We start from the raw sequence: 19343 nt of genomic DNA, 5'->3' as shown, positions 1-19343 counted from the left end.
AGTATATATTAGAATCTGTAATATCCGTCAACGTGTCCCCAGATCCAGCTTACTGAACGCTTACCGATACCGTCAGTTGGATTTAACGCATCATATACCATACCGTTTCCTAAGTATACTCCAACGTGAGTTCCGTTATTGAATACAACTAAGTCTCCCGCTTGAGGGTTAGAAACTTTAGTACCTGCTGCTTGTTGTCCACGAGCTGTACGAGGAATGTTAATTCCTTTATAAGCTTTCATGAATTGTTGTGTAAATGCTGAACAGTCAACTGCGTATTGGTTATTAGCTCCAAATACGTAACGCTTACCAGATGCAATACGTGCTGCAATTGATTCAACACTTCCGTTGCTTACAGATGAACTTGTTTGTTGAACTTGAGCTTTACGAGCTGCTTCTGCTTGACGTTGTGCTTCCGCTTGACGTTGTGCTTCCGCTTGACGCTCTGCTTCTGCTTGACGCTCTGCCTCTGCTTTACGAGCCGCTTCTGCTTGACGCTCTGCCTCTGCTTTACGAGCCGCTTCTGCTGCTTGATTGTTATCTTCTTTAACTGTATTTGTTTCTGCAGGCTTAACTTCTTCAGTTTCAACTGCTTCTACTGTACGTGTTTGTGTAGTTGCTTCAGCTTGAGCTGGTGCTTTAACGACTAATGTTTTACCAGCATAAATCATATCTGATGATAAGTTATTCCACTCTTTAATTTTCTTGTAATCTACATTGAACTTTTGTCCAATTTTATATAGTGTATCTCCATACTTAATAGTATAAGTAGAAGCATTTGTATTTACTGGTGCTTCTGAAGTTTGTTGAGTTGCTTCATTTGATTTAGATTCAGTACTAGTTGATGCTTCAACTTTTTCTTCTCCTACTTTGATGACTTGGTTAGGGAAAATTAAATGTGAAGAAATGTTGTTTAGGCTTTGGATTTCACTTACTGATGTATTGTACTTAGCAGCAATACTCCATAAAGTATCTCCAGCTTTGATTTTGTATTCACTTGCATCAGCTGTTGTTGTTGCAATTCCAGTTACCGCAGTTACAGTTGCTAAAGATAATAATGTTTTTTTCATTATAAAAATCCTCCTGATTTGTGTGTAAATAATCTTTTATCCGTGTTATCAAAATTAACTAGACTTAATATATCACACGATTTATGTTCTGTGGGCATTGTAATGAAGATGTAATATAAACGAAAGATAAAACTGCAACTTTGTAACATTAGATTTACAAACATCAAAAAGCTCAATAGTATTGTCATACTACTGAGCTTTGTTTATATTAATATTAAATAAATAGCATTGCGATTATTTAATTATTCATTATTATCCTATTGACTATTTTTTCTCTGCTAACCATGTCGCTAATGTTTCAGCTTCTTCATCTGTTACATCTATAGATGGCATTGAACCTTTACCATTAATTATTACATCCTTAATTTCATCTTTAGATAGTTTCGCTCCAATTTTAGCAAGTTCAGGACCATTCGCACCTTCTAAGTCTTGTCCATGACACCCAACACATGACTTATTGCTATAAAGTTCTTCAGCTTCTCCACTACCTGCCGTTGTCGCTGTATCTTCTGTCTTCGCTTCTTCCTCCTTCGGTTCTTCTTCTCCACCACATGCACCAAGTACTAAACTTGATAATAACACAACAGATAATACCTTCTTCATCTTCATCATGTTAAAGCCCCTTATATATTATATTCATTTCATTATAATTGTAACATAATGTTCACATTTATTATGTGATTTTACTCACTTTTAGCGAGTTGATTTCTTAAATATCCATCGATGAACATTTGCAAATACCCATCCATCACCTGATCTGTATTACCTGTTTCAATATTCGTTCTATGGTCCTTAACCATAGAATATGGATGGAAGACATATGATCTAATTTGACTGCCCCATCCAATTTCTTTTTGATTCCCTTTAATTTGGTCAATCTCAGCTTGGCGGTCTTCTATTTCTTTTTGATACAGTTTTGATTTCAGTAATTTCATTGCTTGCTCTCTATTTTTAATCTGAGATCTTTCATTTTGACATGTCACGACAATACCTGTTGGTTGATGTGTGATACGAACAGCAGAGTCAGTTGTATTAATGTGCTGACCTCCAGCACCACTAGCACGATATGTGTCAACTTTAATATCTTCATTGCGTACTTCTATTTCAATTTCATCTATATTAAATTCAGGAATTACATCACATGATGCAAAAGACGTATGTCTTCTTCCAGATGAATCGAATGGACTAATTCGAACGAGTCTATGAACCCCTTTTTCAGCTTTTAACAATCCATATGCATTATGACCAATGATGCGAAGTGTAACCGACTTAATACCCGCTTCATCACCTGATTGATATTCAATCGTCTCTATTTTAAAACCTTGCTTTTCAGCATATCGTTGGTACATTCGAAGTAGCATCTCTCCCCAGTCTTGTGATTCTGTCCCACCTGCGCCAGGATGTATTTCTAATATTGCATTATTTTGATCATGTTCATCACTTAACAATAAATTTAATTCAAATTGCTCAACATCATGTTTGAAATTAGTAATTTCATGCTCTATTTCATGAAATAACTCTTCATCATATTCTTCTTTTAATAATTGATATGTCGCTTCGATATTTTCATGTGTTATTACCAATTGATCAAAAGCCGTGACCACTTCTTTAATCATATTATTTCTTTGAATGACTTGTTCTGCTTTTTGATTGTCATCCCAAAAACTAGGCTCAGACATGATTTCCTCATATTCTTTTAGTTGAGTTCTCTTTTCTTCTAAGTCAAAGAGACCCCCTAAAGTCATTTATTTTATCATTCGTTTCATTAAGTATTGATTTTATTTCAAAAAGTTCCATCATTATCTACCTCTCGATTAATAAACAATATATTTAAATATTATTTTATCATAATTAATGCAGTATCAATTTAAATTAATAAATAAATTTCATATCTTTTATTGAAAATAATTACAACTATGGTATTTTTATATTTAAGAAATAATTTACATTTAAAAGGAGGATAGTTAAATTTAAGTTAATGTTGTTATTGTCATTTCTGTCACTTATTCCTAAAGCTAATATTAATATAATTGAAGAAGGGGTTTAATTTATGAAAAAAGTACTACTAGCTTCATTTACATTGTTATTATCATTATCACTGTATGGTTGTGGTAAGAAAGATGTTACAGAATACATATCATTAGAATTCAACGGAGTAGATGGATATGGAACTACATCATATGATGTTGATCATGAAAAATTAATGGAAGAAGCTTATGACATTAAAGAAGAAGATTTTAAAGATTTATCAGAAGATGAAATTAAAGAGAAGTTAGATGAAGATACATTCAAAGAACTACGCTCAATTGGTATGGATGGTGGTTTAGATATTAAAGTTGAACCAGATGAAAAACTTTCTAACGGTGACAAAGTAAAAGTAACTGTTGATTTCAATGAAGATGATGCTAAAAAGATTAAAACTGGTGAAAAGGAATTTGAAGTAAAAGGTTTAAAAGAACCAGAAAAACTTACTAAAGAAATTGCCAAAGACTTAGTATCAATCGATGTATCAGGGTTAAGTGGTGAAGGATATGCAGATGTATCATCAAATACAAATGGTTTAAGTGCGACAGCAAGTAAACAAGATAAACTTAAAAACGGTGATAAAATTGAAGTTAAGGTTAATGTTGAAGATGAAGAAGAATTAGCTAGAGAAGGTTATACTTCTGATAAGAAAAGTTTCACAATTAACAAAGAAGTATCTGGCTTGGAAGAGCCTAAAGTGCTTTCAAGTGATGATATAAAGAAACATGTCATTCCTAAATTTAAAGGTGCAAGTGGTTCTGGTACAGCTGAATTAGAAAATACATTTAGTGATGAATTAAGTAGTTTAAGGTTTACAGTTGAAAATAATGGTGAACTTGAAAACGGCGAAAAAACTAAAATAATTCTTGAAGATGATTATAAGTCTCAATTATCTAGCATGGGTTATGTCATGGAAGATTCTGAAGGTGTAGAAGTTGAAGTTAAAGATTTAACAGACTATGCAAGTAAAGCTAGTGATATAAAAAATTTAGATTCAGTTCTAAGAATGATTGACGAAAAAACAAAAGAAGAATATAAAAGTGATGATTATAAAATTTATAAAACAGTAGAGCATGGTACTTATTATAACCAAACACGAGAAGATAACAGTATTTTTGGAGATGGTCAAGTTCATGGTACATTAGTCAAGCTATATGAAATTACTATTTCTGATGATGATGGAGAAGAGACAGATAAATTTAATATTATTAGAGGTTATAAAGATTTAGAACTTGACGAAGATAAAAAGGTAAATGTTTCAAAAATTGAAGAGTATACTAATAAATATAATGATGGAGAATCAATCGCTACAGTTAAAGATCTATTAGAAGGATATGGCTATGAAGCTGTTGGTAATAGTAGTAAGAATGAAGATGGAAATGAGGATAATAAAGATAGCGATAAAGAGGATAATTCCAAAGATGAAGATGAGAATAGTAAAGAATAATCTTAAATAATTTCATAGTATTAAAAAACTACGCCAACTAGTATACCTAATTGGCGTAGTTTTTTAAATTATTACTTTCCTAAGCAACAGTTTTTATACTTTTTACCAGATCCACATGGACATGGTTCATTTCTTCCAACTTTCTCAACTTGCTTCGGCTGTGCTTTAATTTTCTGTTTACCATCATTTGCTTGCATCGCTTCGCCTTTAGCCACTTGTTTACGCTTAAGCTCTGCTTCTTCATTCACTTCTGCTTTCAAAATATATTTCGTCACGTCTTCTTCTATACTATCAACAACAGCATCAAATAATTCACGACCTTCGTTTTGGTAATCACGAAGTGGATTTATTTGTCCATATGACCTTAAATGGATTCCAGTTCTTAACTGGTCCATCGTATCAATGTGACTTGTCCATTTATTATCCATGACTTGTAATATGATCATTTTTTCAAACTGGCGCATACGTTCTTCGCCCAATAGCTCTTCTTTATGACGATATTCAGCCATCACTTTCTCATACATTACATCGAAAATTTCATCATGTTCTTTTCCAATCAATTCTTTCTCTGTCACTTCTTGATCTGTTAAGTAGTGATCATTCGCATAATTAATGAACGCTTCATAATTGTATTGGTCTTCGTCCCCAACAAAATGGAAGTTAATCGCTCTCTCAAGTGCACCTTTAATATATGATATCACTCGATCAGAATTATCGTCTGATTCTAAAATTTCATTACGCTCTTCATACATAATTTTACGTTGCTTCGCTTGTACATCATCGTATTCTAATAATCGTTTACGTGCATCGAAGTTGTTCCCTTCTACACGTTTTTGAGCAGATTCAACTGCACGTGATATCATTTTCGATTCAAGAGGTGTATCATCATTCATTCCAAAGCGTTCCATCATGCCATGTAATCGTTCTGATCCAAATCTAACCATCAATTCATCTCTTAATGATAAGTAAAATCTACTATCCCCGATATCTCCTTGACGGCCTGAACGTCCTCTTAACTGATCATCGATACGTCGTGATTCATGTCGTTCAGTACCGATCACCGCAAGTCCGCCGACATCCGTGACACCTTCACCAAGTTTGATATCCGTACCACGGCCAGCCATATTTGTAGCAATCGTTACTGAACCACGTTCACCTGCATTTTGAATGATTTCAGCTTCTTTTTCATGATTTTTTGCATTTAAAACATTATGTCTTACGCCATTTTTCTTAAGAAGTTTAGATAAATATTCACTCGTTTCTACAGCAACAGTACCAATTAAAACAGGCTGACCTGCCTTATGTTTCGCAATAACCTCTTCAACAATTGCTTTATATTTTCCTTCCGGTGTTGCATAAATCAGGTCAGGTTTATCTGCCCTTGCAATCGGTTTGTTCGTAGGGATTTGAGTCACTTTCATGTTATAAATATCCATGAATTCTTCTTCTTCCGTTTTTGCTGTCCCCGTCATTCCACTAAGCTTATTATACATTCTGAAGAAGTTTTGGAATGTAATCGATGCCATAGTCTTTGATTCATTCTTAATCTCGACACCTTCTTTAGCTTCAATCGCTTGGTGTAATCCTTCAGAAAATCGACGACCACTCATCGTACGCCCTGTAAATTGGTCAACAATAACCACTTCTCCATCTTGTATCACGTAATCTTTATCACGCAACATTGTGTGGTGCGCTTTTAATGCATTATTTATATGATGTACTAAGTTCACATGTGCAACGTCGAACAAATTGTCAACTTTGAACATTTTTTCAGCTTTTTCGATCCCTTGTTCAGTCAGTTGAATACCTTTCGTTTGTTCATCATACGTATAATCATCATCTGATTTCAACATTCTTACAAATGCATTCGATTGGACATATAGTGTATTTGATTTCTCAGCTTGACCTGAAATAATTAATGGTGTTCTAGCTTCATCTATTAAAATTGAGTCCACTTCGTCGATGATTGCAAAATTTAATTCACGCATTACTCTGTCTTTCTTATACGCCACCATGTTATCTCTCAAATAATCAAACCCTAATTCATTATTCGTGCTATACGTAATGTCTTGATTATATGCATGTCGCTTATCAACCGTTTCTTTGGCGTTTAAGTTTAAACCAACCGTTAAACCGAGAAATTCATATAACTTACTCATTTCTTCTGATTGAACACTTGATAAGTATTCATTGACTGTTACGACATGAACTCCACGTTTTGTTAGTGCATTTAAATAGACCGGCATCGTTGCTGTTAATGTTTTACCTTCACCTGTTTTCATTTCTGCAATATCACCACGGTGTATCGCAATACCACCCATAACTTGTACTTTATAAGGTGATAGCCCTAATGTTCTCTTTGCCGCTTCACGAACGAGTGCAAATGCTTCTGGTAATATTTTATCTAAATATTTATCTTGTTGATCGATAGAACCCATTTCACTTAAATCATCAATATATTTATTTGTTTTTTCGATAAAGTCCTCGTCACTATATTTAGAAACCTCTTCTTCATACTGCATCACTTTATCGGCTATTTTTGATAAACTATTCAACTCTCTTTTATTCCCATCTAACACTTTCTTTAAAAAACCCATTAAGCTATCTCCTTTGCTCGTTCTTCATCTTTCAATGATAGCACTTTTTGACAGTATTTAAAACTGATATATGTTCCTTTATAAACTGTTACAAAAAATAAAAACACCGATCACAGTTAGCGATCGGTGCTTGAGTTTTAAATGTTTTTATTTTGTTTCAATTAATCCATATTTATCATCTTTACGTCGATATACGATACTTGTCTCATCAGTCTCTGCATCTGTAAAGATATAGAAATCATGTCCTAACATGTTCATTTGAAGTACCGCTTCTTCAGCATCCATTGGTTTTAAGCTGAATTGTTTAGATTTAATAATTTTAATGTCATCTTCTTCATCGTGATCCGGTTGAGTTGGCTCCACATGATTAAAGACATCTTGTTCTATACCTTTTTCACGGAATTTACGGTTCACTTTTGTTTTATGTTTTCTAATTTGTCTTTCTAATTTATCAACAATTAAATCCGTTGCAGCGTATAAATCATCATGACGTTCTTCAGCCCTTAATGTCAGATCCTTGAATGGGATTGTCACTTCGATTTTCGCTTTTGAATTATTATACGTCTTAATGTTTACATGCGCTTGTGCATTTGGACGATTTGCGAAGTAACGTTCTAGTTTATCGAGTTTTTTCTCGATGTGCTCACGAATTGCACCTGTTACTTCGATATTCTCTCCTCTAATTTCGTACTTAATCATAACTATCCACTCCGTTTCTATTGTTGTGTTAAAAAATATTTAACACTTATTTTCTACTTTTATTATACCCTTTTTTCCCTGCGTTTGCAAACGCATACACCTTTATATCATAAGGATTCAGATGGTTTAACACTTGTGCTGCATGGTGAATTGTCACCCCTGTCGTGATGATATCATCTACTATAATGATTGTTTTATCTTTGAAATCTATTGATACTTTCTTTATCTCATCTTCATCAATATAAAATGGATTATTTAACGCTAACCTTTGTTCTAAAGTTAATTGCGATTGCGTATATTGTTTATTCGTTCTTAAAATACGCTCATATCGAATTGAACTAGCATCCAACATCACTTCAACTTGATTAAACCCTCTGATCTTCAATCGTTCTTCACTGATTGGTATCGGCACGATAACACACTGTTTAGCTTGTAATTCATAATACACTAAATCTTTTTGAATGATATCTGATAATACACTTGCTCTTGCAATATCACCATTTGCTTTTAACTGATAAAAATAATCTTGTATAAAGGGGGTATAATGAAAAGAATAATGAGCAATTGATTTGTAATATGATAATTCTGGTTCAATGGTTGTTTTCTTAAATGTACCATTTTCGTTAAAATCATTACCATCCGTTATGACATAACGACTGTTCTCATTTTTTCTAACTCTACTTCTATTGATTAGATCTATACATGATTGACATATACTTAACTGATCTTGGTCATACGCTCTATAATCACAAATCAACATTTGTAACATCGTCATAAAATCAGTGTCATACTTAATATTTGACAGACAATTTATACACTTTTCATTCATATTAAATCAATACCCCTAAAATAAATGTTTATTATTTAATTCGTTGTATATTTGTACAATTATTTAATATTTTGTTTATTAATGATTGTTGTGAATTTTATGGCTGATTTATATTTACTTGTCTTCCATATAATCTCCATCTTTGATTCATATCTCTTATATATTTACATGCATAATACAGCTCCATATTATATAAAGCATAATACAAAGTGACTGTTCCACTTTTCGGTCCTATATAACGATCTGCTCTACCCATCATTTGTATCAATGTATTACGATCAAATTTGTGACTTCGCAATATAATAATATTTACATCTTTAAACGTTAGTCCTCTCTCCAACAATGTTGTTGATAATAGTACCGTGATTCGCCCTTGCTTGAAATCATCGATTAATTCCGTTCGGAGCTCACTATTCGAATAAATATAACCAATCTTAGATACATTTTGACGGAACTGATTTTGCAAAAATTCATTCAAAGTTAAAAGTTGTTCGATAGAGTGTACATAGATTAATAACTTTTTATTTTTATCCATCGCATTATTCAAAGAAATATATGGTTTGATTGCCTCACATACTATCCGCTGTTCAAATCGACTAGGTAAAAATTTCAATCTTGGTGTAACTAATGGCTTTTCATGAAACCGGACAGGTAAAATAAATGAATTTGCTTTCGGAATACGTTTTAAAGTAGGATTCAATGTAGCTGATACATAAATCAAAGTCCCTGAATGTGATAGCGCACTCAAAACAATGTCATGTAGTCTTAAATCACCACTGTATGGATATGCGTCCGCTTCATCAATGATAATGATGTCAAAGTAATTTTTATAATAAATTAATTGATGGATTGTCATAAAGTGCAACGAGTTGAACACGTGCTTACATATACCCATACACCTTATTGTAAACTCTACATCGAAGTATCGTTGTGCCTTTTCATGCAAATCCACGATAACATCCCTCCTTGGACAGACAATCGCAATGTTCAATTGACGATTCCTTGTGACCCATTTGTCACAACAGCTCAAAATAATCTCACTTTTACCGGCACCAGTCACTGCATATAAAAGATATTCATCGGTTGCTTTTTGTCTAGTTGTTGAATTACATATTGTTTTACATTGTATTCGATCAGACATTTGTTCGATGATACTTTGTTGATAGTGAGTGAGTTCGAACGGTAACCGAATTGATAATGCGTTAATGTCTTTATAATCTTGATGTGAATGGTTTACATATGGATAACCTTCAAAAGAATGAAACATACCGTATTGACTACATCTCCTACAATACAATGTGCTTCGCTGAGTAAATTGATGGATAAAAGAATGGAAGTCTGTTGGGTCTATTGAACAACATCGATTACATTTCCCTTGTGATATGAATGGATCAACATGAATATCACGATAAGACTTTTTATCATTAGATTTATCTAATGTCTCAATTTGTTTTCGGGTTAAGTAATATTTCATTCATAGTCTCCTATTTTTATATTATTTATTTATGTTACTGATCTATCATATTCAGGTACGAAATTCTTGAATAATTTTTTTGTATATTATTCTGAAACTCACGACAAGCACAACTTAACCTTTTTCATTTGATTTGAATTGTGTAAAAAGAGCAATAAAAAAGCACATGACCATGTATTGGTATGTGCTGTAAAATATTATATTTCTGTATGAACCGATTAGAAATCCCCGATCACCCATCCCATAGCAAGTGCTCCGGAACCTAAGTGCGTCCCAATTACTGGACCAAAGTGGCTCAGTGTAATATTTATATTAGGGTACTTTTCCTTCATTTTATATAGCCACTTTTCAGCAGCATCTTCATTATTAGCGTGAATAATTGTCGCATGTATCTGTTCATCCGGATACTGATGAACAATATCCTCAAAATAATGTTCTATTTGTTTAAGTGCTTTATTTAATGTTCTAATTTTGGCATTCGGAACAATCAATCCATCTTCAAAAGTGAGTACTGGTTTAATATGCAACATCGTCCCAATCATCGCTTGTGTTGCAGTTAATCGTCCTCCTTTTCTAAGGTTCGATAAATCATCAACAACAATATAACCTTCCGTTGTTTGGTCTCGCATTTTAGTCATCTCATCGATTATTTCATCGGCAGTTCGTTGATTTTTATGCTTGTATGCAAAATCTACATAAAAGCCTTCTATCATGCAAGCTAATTTTGAATCAAATGAGTAAACATCAATACCATCTACACTCTTCCCAGCCGTAATAGAATTTTGATATGTCCCACTAATGCCAGATGACAAATGAATTGCAATGGCTTTTTCATAGCCTTTATTTTTTAACTGTTCTAATAGGTCAATATATTCACCAATAGACGGTTGACTTGTCATCGGTAGTTCTTCTACCTGCTTCAATTTAGCATAAAATTCATTTGTAGTTATTTCATGAGATTCTTTGTATGATGACTGATTCAATATTACTGATAATGAAATAACATATAAGTCGTCATGCTGCTCTATATAATCATTACTTAAATAGGCAGTCGAATCTGTTATGATTGCTGTTTTCATTATAGAACCCCCTTCTTCTAAACATCCCTCTATGTTATAATAAACAAAAATTAAGACGAAATAAAGTTATTTTATTTTCTCACATAAACGAGGTCATTAAGATGTCAACTAACTTAACGATTTTAAATTCCCACCATACGACAATTGAAATTAAAAATTCAACATTTATCGCCTATCTAAAATACGTTGAGTCCGAACAAGAGGCAAAGTATTTTATTGAAAAAATTAAGCAACAACACCCTGACGCAAATCATAATTGCTCCGCATATATTATTGGACAACATCAAACAATCCAAAAAGCTAATGACGATGGTGAACCGTCAGGTACTGCAGGTGTTCCAATGTTAGAAGTTTTAAAAAAACAAAACCTTCATAATATATGCGTCGTTGTCACAAGGTATTTCGGTGGCATTAAGTTAGGTGGCGGTGGATTAATACGTGCATATAGTAAATCAACAAGTGAAGTTATTAATGATTCAACCATTGTCGCAATGAAACCATCTAAGCACGTCCAACTCACATTAAATTATGATCAGACACAGAAATTTGAACACGCGATTAAGGACACTGATTATTTACTTCAAGATACAACGTATACAGAAAATGTAACCTATGATTTAGCAATTTTAGAATCTGATTATGATGATTTTTTAGATTGGTTAAATCAAATGACACAATCCAATTATGATCTTATCGAAAAAGAAACAACGTTAAAAGGTTTCCCTGTTTAACGTTGTTTCTGCTTTTATCTATCTTTCTATTTATTGTATAATTTATTTTGTTTAATTTTTTCTTCGTATCATATTACGAATAGTATTTAATATCGGCTTATAATCATCATCGATTAACCCTGTCATCTCCACAATCAATTGAATTGTAATTAACAGTAACACAAATATAATAAAGACACCCCAATTTGTAGAATGATACAAGACGATACTCGCAGCACTAAACATAATAGCAATCGTGTAAATCAATATAACCGTTTGCCTATGACTAAACCCTAATTTAATAAGTTTATGATGTAAGTGTTCTTTATCAGCATTTACAATGGATACCCCTTTTTTATATCTTCTAATGACTGCAAAAAACATATCAACAAATGGAACCCCCAATATGACTAATGGGAAAAATAAAGAAATTAAAGTAATATTTTTAAATCCAAGTAATGATACGACACTAATGATATATCCAATGAGTAAAGCACCGTTATCTCCCATAAATATTTTTGCAGGATGAAAGTTATAAACAAGAAAACCTAATAAACTCCCAATTAAAATGACACAAATAAGCATGATGAAGATGTTTCCTTGTAGTATCGATATAAAGCCAATTGTCGTCAACGCAATCACTGCAACACCACTAGATAAACCATCTAATCCATCGATTAAATTAAATGCATTTGTAATTCCAACAACCCAAATGATTGTCACAGGTATACTCCAAAAACCAAACTCAATCAAGTAACCAAAGGGTGAAATAAAATCAATCATAATACCATAATAAACAACAATACCCGCTACGAAAGTTTGGACTAACAACTTAATCCAAGCCTTTAAGTCAACTACATCATCAATTAACCCTAGTAGTAGTAATATCCCTCCACCTATCACAATCGGCTTAATTTCAGGCTCAAACGGGTCAGCGATTAATAGACCTACGATAAAACTAATATATATAGGAACCCCACCAATCGTAGGTATAGGAGTTTTATGTACTTTACGATCATTTGGCATATCTACAATATCCCAACGTTTTGCTAATATTATCGTTAACGGTGTAGTGATGATTGCGACACAAAAAGTTAACAACAATACAATTAAAGTTTGCATATCAGTTATCCACCTATCAATAAGTTACTTTACTAAACGAATACATTCTTTATGATTTATCATATTTATTTATATCATAAATTCTCAATAAATTATATAAAGTTTCATTATTCGACTAGATCTCTACATTACAAATCAAAATAATTACGATAAAATAAATATAAATGTTATATAATGATAGAATAAAATTATACAATCATATGAATATGTTTATATGTAAGTTGATTTATTATATAATTTTATCAATTATATATGATAAATACATAATATTAAGCAACATACCAGAAAACAAAAAGAGGTGTATTTAAAGTGAGACGTTCTGAATATCAACAACAAGAAAAAAAAGCTTTCCCATGGGTTAAAGTGTTACTCTCATTGATCCTAATTATTACATTGCTTATTGCAGGGATCTTTTTGTACCTATTCCTTAAAGTTAAAAGCACTGCAGATACGATGACTGATGAAGAAACAGTAAACTATACATCAGAGAAACGTGAAAAGAAAGTTGATTTAAAGAAAAAGGAACCTATTTCAGTCGTATTATTTGGAACCGATTCTGATGCCGTGAGAGAAAGTAAAGGTAGTGGTGCTCGAACAGATACAATTATCGTTGCTACAATTAATCCAAACAAAGATAAAACGACAATGGTCAGTATCCCACGTGATACTCAAGCCAAGCTTGCAGATGTTGGAACTGTTGAAAAAATAAATCATGCTTATGCGTATGGTGGCCCAACAACAGCGATGAAAACGGTCGAAAACCTCTTAGACATTCCGATTGACTTCTATGCAACTGTAAACATGGATGGATTCACAACAGTCATTGATAAAATAGGTGGTATCGATGTGACAAGCCCAAATACATTCAGTATGGGTGGTTACTCATTTGTTGAAGGCGAGACGTACCATATGGATGGTAAAGAAGCGCTCGCATTCTCACGAAGTCGTAAACAAGCAGGTAGTGGCGGAGACTTCGGACGCCAAAATAGACAACAACTTGTCGTAGAATCAATTATGAAAAATCTTGTAAGTATTAACTCCGCATCTAATATTAATGGTATTCTTGATACTTTCGGTTCCAACGTGATTACAAATGCTTCTTTCAATGACTTAACAAAACTACAAAGCTATGGCGGTGCATTAGATAACATTGAACGTGATGCTTTAGAAGGATCTGGTGGAATCCAAGGTGATGGTTTATGGTATTTTGTACCGAGCCAACAATCCATTAACAATGTTAGCAATAAAGCTCGAGAAAATTTAGAGCTTTAATGTTAAAATAATAAAGTATTAAAAATAAAGCTATTATTAGCTTTATTTTTTTGTGATATGATGAAACTTTTGTTGTGAAAGAAGGTTATTTAACATGAAACAATCTAAATGGTGGGACTATCTACTCGTGATTGTCGGGGCAATTATTGTCGGTGTTACATACAATGCTTTTTTACTCCCCGCTAAACTTGCCGCGGGTGGCTTGAGCGGAATTACAACAATTTTATATGAGTTGTTTAGATTTGATCCAGCTACAGTTCAATATTTAGTCAATATCCCTTTATTCATTCTTGGATTAATTTTTCTCGGTAAAGATTTTACTTTAAAATCTATTATCGGTACTTTTATTGTGCCTACAGCAATATTTTTCTCAAAAGGTATTGTTCCTCATGGTGTGACAGATCCTTTATTAAGTTCGATATACGGTGGGATTGTCCTTGGACTTGGGCTCGGATTAGTCTACAGAGGTAACGGTAGTACGGGAGGAACAGTAACAATTGCTCAACTTCTACGTAAATTCACGGGGATCTCTAGTGGTTTCTCACAATTACTAGTAGATGCTATTGTTGTCATTACTAGTGCTTTAGTATTCAGCTTTGAGCTAGCATTATATGCTCTAATTGCAATTTACGTTACAAGTAAAGTGATTGATTTCGCTCAATTACAAACTGGTGATAACAAAATGGTCTTCATTATTACTCAGAATAAATCAGATGTCATTAATGTACTCCATGAATCAGTGGATCGAGGGGTTACAGAAATTAGCGCTCTCGGCGGATATTCAGGAGAGCAAAGATCTCTTCTATTATCTGTGATGGAAACGAAAGAAGCGATTTTTTTCAAACAAGTGATGCAACGAGAACAACCGAATTCATTTGTAATTTTTATAAACACGTCAGAAATCTTAGGGCGTGGATTTTCAAAAGGGAAGTATGATATAGAATCATAACTTGAGGTGTTTATATGTTATCGTCTGTATTCATTAACATAGCTATTATCATTGCGGGAGTATACCTGCTTATTCGTATTCAATTATTTGACCATTTAAATATTATGAAAAATAAAAATATCATTTCTATTTTGATGACAGTATTGGCAATAGTCTTATTAAAGTTCCCAATTCAACTTTCAGAAGAGCATCTATACTTAAGCTTTCTCATCATCATATTGTTATCGACAATCACATCACCAGTGCATACATTTATTAGTGCTTTAGTATTGTGTATTGCACATTATATTTTGATTCATTTTGATTTATTTTGGATGATTTTTTATTTGATCATTGCGCTTTTATTATCTAATATAGCCCCTTTCATAAAGGCAAATAGATTTAAAAATTTAATGTTATTTTTAACGTTATCCTTAATGATTTTTACAATTTTGCATATTTTTAACCCTGTAGAGCCATTAGTATTATTTTTATTTATCCCAATTTGCTATATTGCGATGCTTTCACTTTATTTAATATATAATGACTTAGATACATTCTCTGAATTAACTTTGAAGCAAAAATTTAGCCAGTCAAAAGATATTTTGACGAGCTTGTATAATGTGCGTCAATTTGATTACGATATCAATGAAGCCAATAATAATATTGAAACAATTCAATCATTTGGCCTAATATTGATTGATATTGATCACTTTAAATCAGTCAATGACAATTATGGATTTGAAAGTGGTGACTTAGTTCTTAAACAAATGAGCCAACTTATCTTGAACTATCTACCAAGAAATTCAAAAGCATATCGTAATAGTGGTGAAGAATTTTCAATCATTTCATTTGGCGCTTCATACAACGAATTGATTCATATTGCAGAATCCATTCGAAGGAATGTTGAAAAATCAACATTCCATACAAAGCATAATACGACATTAAATTTAACTGTTTCAATCGGAATCGGTTATAAGACTAAAGACGATATTTCAACAAATCGAAAAGTATTTATTGATGCAGATGAAATGCTCTATGAAGCAAAGAAAAATGGTACAAATAAAGTAATGTTCAATCCAACATTAACATTTAAAGCAGGTGATTCTGATGACTTATAATCATCAAATTGTAACAGACATTTCATTACTTGCAGGTCAAATTCTTTTAGAATCCGGTGCCGAAACTTATCGTGTAGAAGATACAATGAGTAGAATCGCTCGAAGCTTTGGAATCCGTAATACAGAAAATTTCGTAACTCCAACAGTTGTTATGTTCAGTATTAACGGTTATAACTCACAACTCGTCCGCATTAATGAAAGAGCAATCAACCTTGAGAAGATTGAAAGAACCAATGAAATCTCTCGAGCATTAGTCGGTGGTCACATTTCACCGGAAGAAGCGCTCGAAAAACTTACAGAATTGAAAGATACTAAATTGAGTTATTCAATTTTAATGAAAGTATTTGCTGCTGCACTCACCTCTTTATGTTTCTTTATTATGTTTAGAGGTGATTTTGAAGAATCTTTAATTGCATTCCTCGCTGGTGGTATTGGATGGATTACTTTTGAATGTGTAACTCTCTATACGAAGGCAAAGTTTTTCAATGAATTTTTCGCTTCATTTGCAGTTGCTCTTGTTGCTCAATGTTTCGCTATCACAATAGAATCAATTAATATGAGTTTAATTATCATCTCTGCATTGATGCCACTTGTTCCTGGTGTACCAATCACTAATGCAATACGAGATATATTAGCAGGCCAATTATTAGCTGGTTTAAGTAAAGGTGTGGAAGCTAGTATAACTGCCTTTGCAATCGGGGCTGGCGTTGCCATCGTGCTGATGTTCTTATAATCCCAAAAGTCATTCGTTTAAGGAGGATACATGTTTTATATTATTCAATGCATAATGAGCTTTTTCGCTTCTTTTACATTTGGAATACTATTTAATGTTAAACGTGAACTACTCATATATTGTGGAGTTATCGGAGCTATTGGTTGGTTAGTTTATGTTACTTTACAAGAGTTCGTATTCCAACCTATTTTTTGTATTTTCGTTGCAAGTTTTACTCTATCACTTAGTGCTCATATATTAAGTAAAATCGTAAAAAAGCCTGTGATTCTCTTTATTGTTTGTGGAATTATTCCATTAGTTCCAGGTGGCCTTGCGTACGAAACAACTAAACTTCTTGTACAAACCAATTATGATGGCGCATTATCTAAAGGATTAGAAGCTCTACTGAACTCAGGTTCGATAGCCATCGGAATCGTAGCAAGTGAAATTATCTTCCAGCTATTCCATGAACTATATATAACAATTAAAAGGAGTGTAACCAATGAAAAAAATAAATATTAATCAGACTGAAGTTATTAACAGATTTATTCAATATGCTAAGATCGACTCTCAATCTAACCCTGCAAATAAAACAACACCGTCTACAAAAAACCAATGGGATATGTTACATCTATTAAAATCACAACTTGACCAAATGGATATTGAATCCACACTGGATCATCATGGCTACTTATTCGCTACGTTACATTCTAATCTTGAGGACGATAACTCTTATACAATTGGTTTCTTATCACATGTTGATACCGCAACGGATTACAATGCGTCAAATGTTGCACCCCAAATCCATGAACACTATTCTGGGGAGAAGCTTCAATTAAATCAATCGACAACCTTAGATCCTGAAGAGTTTCCTCATTTAAAAACTTTGAATGATGTAACTTTAATCACAACTTCAGGCGATACATTATTGAGTGCTGATAATAAAGCTGGTGTCACAGCGATTATGGAATTGATTAAATATTTAGTCGAACACCCGGAAGTTCCTCACGGCACATTGAAATTTGGCTTTACACCTGATGAAGAAATTGGACGTGGTCCACATCATTTCGATGTTGAGGCCTTTAATGCGGATTATGCCTATACAGTTGACGGTGGTATATTAGGCGAACTTCAATATGAAAGCTTTAATGCAGCGAGTGCAGTTGTTGAAGTAAAAGGGCGAAATATCCATCCAGGTGCAGCAAAGAATCAAATGATTAACGCGATGAGTATTCTTGCCAAGTATCATTCTAATTTGCCAAATGAAGAAGTTCCAGAACTTACGGAAGGATATGAAGGATTTATCCATTTACTTCAAATGACCGGTGACGTACAAAGTGCAAAAGCAGAATATATTATTAGAGACCATGATAAAGAACTTTTCAATGAAAAGAAACAACTCATGATGCAAAAAGTCGAAAGACTTAATAAAATTCACAACAAAGAATTAGTCTCTATTCGAATTGAAGATCAATACAAAAATATGGGTGATGTGATCAACCAACATCCAAAACTCATTGAAGTCGCAAAATCATCAATGAAAACAATAGGAATAAATCCAATTGTCGAACCTATTCGTGGTGGTACTGACGGATCGCAATTATCGTTTATGGGCCTTCCTACCCCTAATATATTCACAGGAGGAGCGAACTTCCATGGTCCTTACGAATATTTAGTTGTCGACCATTTGATACAATGTATTCATACATTAATTCAAATCAGTGTTGAATTTTCACAAATAAAAAAATAATGTACAAAAATAGAGGTGTATCACATCAGTGATATACCTCTATTTTTTGTAAGTCAATCATTCTTCTGCATCAGCCAATGATAACAATGTAATATCTTGGTGGGATTTGCTCCACTTAATTTCACCATTTTGGAAATACAATGCTTGTGGTGATTCATGCTTAATCCCGAATTCTGATTCAATATAATTAGATAAATCTCTTTCTTCTTGAACTATTAAGTAATATCCATCCATATCTCTTTCATATAAAAAGTTATTATAAATATCAAATGCACTTGCCGAAATTGGACAAGTCTCACTATGTTTAAAAACAAAAATAGATTCGTTATCCTCTAGCATTTTGTTGAAATGGTCAATTGATGTCAATTTAGAAACCATATTTTCACCTCGCTACCTTATAATACAATGGTTTTGTTCAAATGGCTAGAGTAAAATTAACACGATTTCAATGAAAACGCAAATGAAGTTATGATATAATGACGTTCAATAGTAAATAATTAACGATATA

Annotated in this window: 18 protein-coding genes; 8 read left to right on the top strand and 10 right to left on the bottom strand. The window is 33.0% G+C overall.

Translation table 11 applies throughout. The annotated features are described in order from the left end of the window. Positions 1 to 8: 8 nt before the first annotated feature. The 3 genes from EDD62_RS00480 to prfB all read right to left on the bottom strand — a co-directional run bounded on the left by EDD62_RS00480 (position 9) and on the right by prfB (position 2867). Complete coding sequence (locus tag EDD62_RS00480; protein ID WP_123807122.1) at positions 9 to 1070, bottom strand: LysM peptidoglycan-binding domain-containing protein; 1062 nt, start codon at positions 1068 to 1070, stop codon at positions 9 to 11. 264 nt (positions 1071 to 1334) lie between these two features. Continuing rightward, positions 1335 to 1679, bottom strand: coding sequence for a cytochrome c551 (cccB, locus tag EDD62_RS00475; RefSeq protein WP_123807121.1), 345 nt, complete (start codon positions 1677 to 1679; stop codon positions 1335 to 1337). Positions 1680 to 1753: 74 nt separating this feature from the next. Further along, positions 1754 to 2867, bottom strand: a protein-coding gene (gene prfB, locus EDD62_RS00470; protein ID WP_170152727.1) for a peptide chain release factor 2 whose coding sequence is annotated in 2 segments (ribosomal slippage) — positions 1754 to 2794 and positions 2796 to 2867 — 1113 coding nt in all. Because the reading frame shifts where the segments join, the coding sequence is not laid out codon by codon here. A gap of 253 nt (positions 2868 to 3120) precedes the next feature. Here prfB and EDD62_RS00465 point away from each other — a divergent pair. Beyond that, positions 3121 to 4542 (top strand): hypothetical protein, encoded by a 1422-nt coding sequence (locus tag EDD62_RS00465; protein WP_123807120.1) that lies wholly within the window; start codon positions 3121 to 3123, stop codon positions 4540 to 4542. A gap of 71 nt (positions 4543 to 4613) precedes the next feature. Here EDD62_RS00465 and secA read toward each other — a convergent pair whose 3' ends face one another. The 5 genes from secA to EDD62_RS00440 all read right to left on the bottom strand — a co-directional run bounded on the left by secA (position 4614) and on the right by EDD62_RS00440 (position 11220). Then, complete coding sequence (secA, locus tag EDD62_RS00460) at positions 4614 to 7139, bottom strand: preprotein translocase subunit SecA (protein WP_123807119.1); 2526 nt, start codon at positions 7137 to 7139, stop codon at positions 4614 to 4616. 147 nt (positions 7140 to 7286) lie between these two features. Next, positions 7287 to 7838, bottom strand: coding sequence for a ribosome hibernation-promoting factor, HPF/YfiA family (hpf, locus tag EDD62_RS00455; RefSeq protein WP_077140780.1), 552 nt, complete (start codon positions 7836 to 7838; stop codon positions 7287 to 7289). A 46-nt stretch (positions 7839 to 7884) separates the two neighbouring features. Beyond that, entirely contained in the window at positions 7885 to 8667 is a 783-nt protein-coding gene (locus EDD62_RS00450; RefSeq protein ID WP_123807118.1) for a ComF family protein, read from the bottom strand. Between the two features lie 97 nt (positions 8668 to 8764). Beyond that, positions 8765 to 10141 carry a helicase-related protein gene (locus tag EDD62_RS00445; protein ID WP_123807117.1) on the bottom strand — a complete coding sequence of 459 codons (1377 nt, stop codon included), beginning with the start codon at positions 10139 to 10141 and terminating at the stop codon, positions 8765 to 8767. Between the two features lie 218 nt (positions 10142 to 10359). Further along, positions 10360 to 11220 (bottom strand): DegV family protein, encoded by an 861-nt coding sequence (locus EDD62_RS00440; RefSeq protein ID WP_123807116.1) that lies wholly within the window; start codon positions 11218 to 11220, stop codon positions 10360 to 10362. Positions 11221 to 11321: 101 nt separating this feature from the next. On the opposite strand from EDD62_RS00440, the gene EDD62_RS00435 reads away from it, so the two are divergent. Next, positions 11322 to 11951 carry a YigZ family protein gene (locus EDD62_RS00435; protein WP_123807115.1) on the top strand — a complete coding sequence of 210 codons (630 nt, stop codon included), beginning with the start codon at positions 11322 to 11324 and terminating at the stop codon, positions 11949 to 11951. Positions 11952 to 12002: 51 nt separating this feature from the next. Here EDD62_RS00435 and EDD62_RS00430 read toward each other — a convergent pair whose 3' ends face one another. Then, positions 12003 to 13052 (bottom strand): glycosyltransferase family 4 protein, encoded by a 1050-nt coding sequence (locus EDD62_RS00430; RefSeq protein WP_123807114.1) that lies wholly within the window; start codon positions 13050 to 13052, stop codon positions 12003 to 12005. Between the two features lie 309 nt (positions 13053 to 13361). On the opposite strand from EDD62_RS00430, the gene EDD62_RS00425 reads away from it, so the two are divergent. From EDD62_RS00425 to pepT, 6 genes are all read left to right on the top strand, one after another. Continuing rightward, the gene (locus tag EDD62_RS00425; RefSeq protein WP_123807113.1) at positions 13362 to 14324 is read left to right on the top strand and encodes an LCP family glycopolymer transferase; all 963 of its coding nucleotides are present in this window, start codon (positions 13362 to 13364) and stop codon (positions 14322 to 14324) included. Between the two features lie 94 nt (positions 14325 to 14418). Continuing rightward, positions 14419 to 15273: a YitT family protein gene (locus EDD62_RS00420; RefSeq protein ID WP_123807112.1), complete on the top strand. Its 855-nt coding sequence runs from the start codon at positions 14419 to 14421 to the stop codon at positions 15271 to 15273. A gap of 14 nt (positions 15274 to 15287) precedes the next feature. Continuing rightward, a complete protein-coding gene (locus tag EDD62_RS00415; protein WP_123807111.1) occupies positions 15288 to 16373 on the top strand; it encodes a GGDEF domain-containing protein in 1086 nt (361 codons plus the stop codon). Then, entirely contained in the window at positions 16363 to 17106 is a 744-nt protein-coding gene (locus EDD62_RS00410; protein WP_077140789.1) for a threonine/serine exporter family protein, read from the top strand. Before EDD62_RS00415 ends, EDD62_RS00410 begins: the two co-directional genes overlap by 11 nt. A gap of 30 nt (positions 17107 to 17136) precedes the next feature. Continuing rightward, positions 17137 to 17607 (top strand): threonine/serine exporter family protein, encoded by a 471-nt coding sequence (locus tag EDD62_RS00405; protein WP_077140790.1) that lies wholly within the window; start codon positions 17137 to 17139, stop codon positions 17605 to 17607. Continuing rightward, positions 17588 to 18835, top strand: coding sequence for a peptidase T (gene pepT, locus EDD62_RS00400; RefSeq protein ID WP_123807110.1), 1248 nt, complete (start codon positions 17588 to 17590; stop codon positions 18833 to 18835). The genes EDD62_RS00405 and pepT overlap by 20 nt, the downstream gene beginning before the upstream one ends. A 57-nt stretch (positions 18836 to 18892) precedes the next feature. Here pepT and ytxJ read toward each other — a convergent pair whose 3' ends face one another. After that, positions 18893 to 19213 carry a bacillithiol system redox-active protein YtxJ gene (ytxJ, locus tag EDD62_RS00395; protein ID WP_077140792.1) on the bottom strand — a complete coding sequence of 107 codons (321 nt, stop codon included), beginning with the start codon at positions 19211 to 19213 and terminating at the stop codon, positions 18893 to 18895. Between the last annotated feature and the right edge of the window lie 130 nt (positions 19214 to 19343).

It is taken from the genome of Abyssicoccus albus, from assembly GCF_003815035.1.
GTDB classification, from domain to species: Bacteria; Bacillota; Bacilli; order Staphylococcales; family Abyssicoccaceae; genus Abyssicoccus; species Abyssicoccus albus.
Note: the sequence above shows the minus strand (reverse complement) of the source record. Positions and strands in the feature narration are given on the sequence as shown.

Coding starts and splice junctions, on each gene's coding strand:
- EDD62_RS00480 (WP_123807122.1), bottom strand. CDS start 1,070: ATGAAAAAAACATTATTATCTTTAGCAACTGTAACTGCGGTAACTGGA.
- cccB (WP_123807121.1), bottom strand. CDS start 1,679: ATGAAGATGAAGAAGGTATTATCTGTTGTGTTATTATCAAGTTTAGTA.
- EDD62_RS00465 (WP_123807120.1), top strand. CDS start 3,121: ATGAAAAAAGTACTACTAGCTTCATTTACATTGTTATTATCATTATCA.
- secA (WP_123807119.1), bottom strand. CDS start 7,139: ATGGGTTTTTTAAAGAAAGTGTTAGATGGGAATAAAAGAGAGTTGAAT.
- hpf (WP_077140780.1), bottom strand. CDS start 7,838: ATGATTAAGTACGAAATTAGAGGAGAGAATATCGAAGTAACAGGTGCA.
- EDD62_RS00450 (WP_123807118.1), bottom strand. CDS start 8,667: ATGAATGAAAAGTGTATAAATTGTCTGTCAAATATTAAGTATGACACT.
- EDD62_RS00445 (WP_123807117.1), bottom strand. CDS start 10,141: ATGAAATATTACTTAACCCGAAAACAAATTGAGACATTAGATAAATCT.
- EDD62_RS00440 (WP_123807116.1), bottom strand. CDS start 11,220: ATGAAAACAGCAATCATAACAGATTCGACTGCCTATTTAAGTAATGAT.
- EDD62_RS00435 (WP_123807115.1), top strand. CDS start 11,322: ATGTCAACTAACTTAACGATTTTAAATTCCCACCATACGACAATTGAA.
- EDD62_RS00430 (WP_123807114.1), bottom strand. CDS start 13,052: ATGCAAACTTTAATTGTATTGTTGTTAACTTTTTGTGTCGCAATCATC.
- EDD62_RS00420 (WP_123807112.1), top strand. CDS start 14,419: ATGAAACAATCTAAATGGTGGGACTATCTACTCGTGATTGTCGGGGCA.
- EDD62_RS00415 (WP_123807111.1), top strand. CDS start 15,288: ATGTTATCGTCTGTATTCATTAACATAGCTATTATCATTGCGGGAGTA.
- EDD62_RS00410 (WP_077140789.1), top strand. CDS start 16,363: ATGACTTATAATCATCAAATTGTAACAGACATTTCATTACTTGCAGGT.
- EDD62_RS00405 (WP_077140790.1), top strand. CDS start 17,137: ATGTTTTATATTATTCAATGCATAATGAGCTTTTTCGCTTCTTTTACA.
- pepT (WP_123807110.1), top strand. CDS start 17,588: ATGAAAAAAATAAATATTAATCAGACTGAAGTTATTAACAGATTTATT.
- ytxJ (WP_077140792.1), bottom strand. CDS start 19,213: ATGGTTTCTAAATTGACATCAATTGACCATTTCAACAAAATGCTAGAG.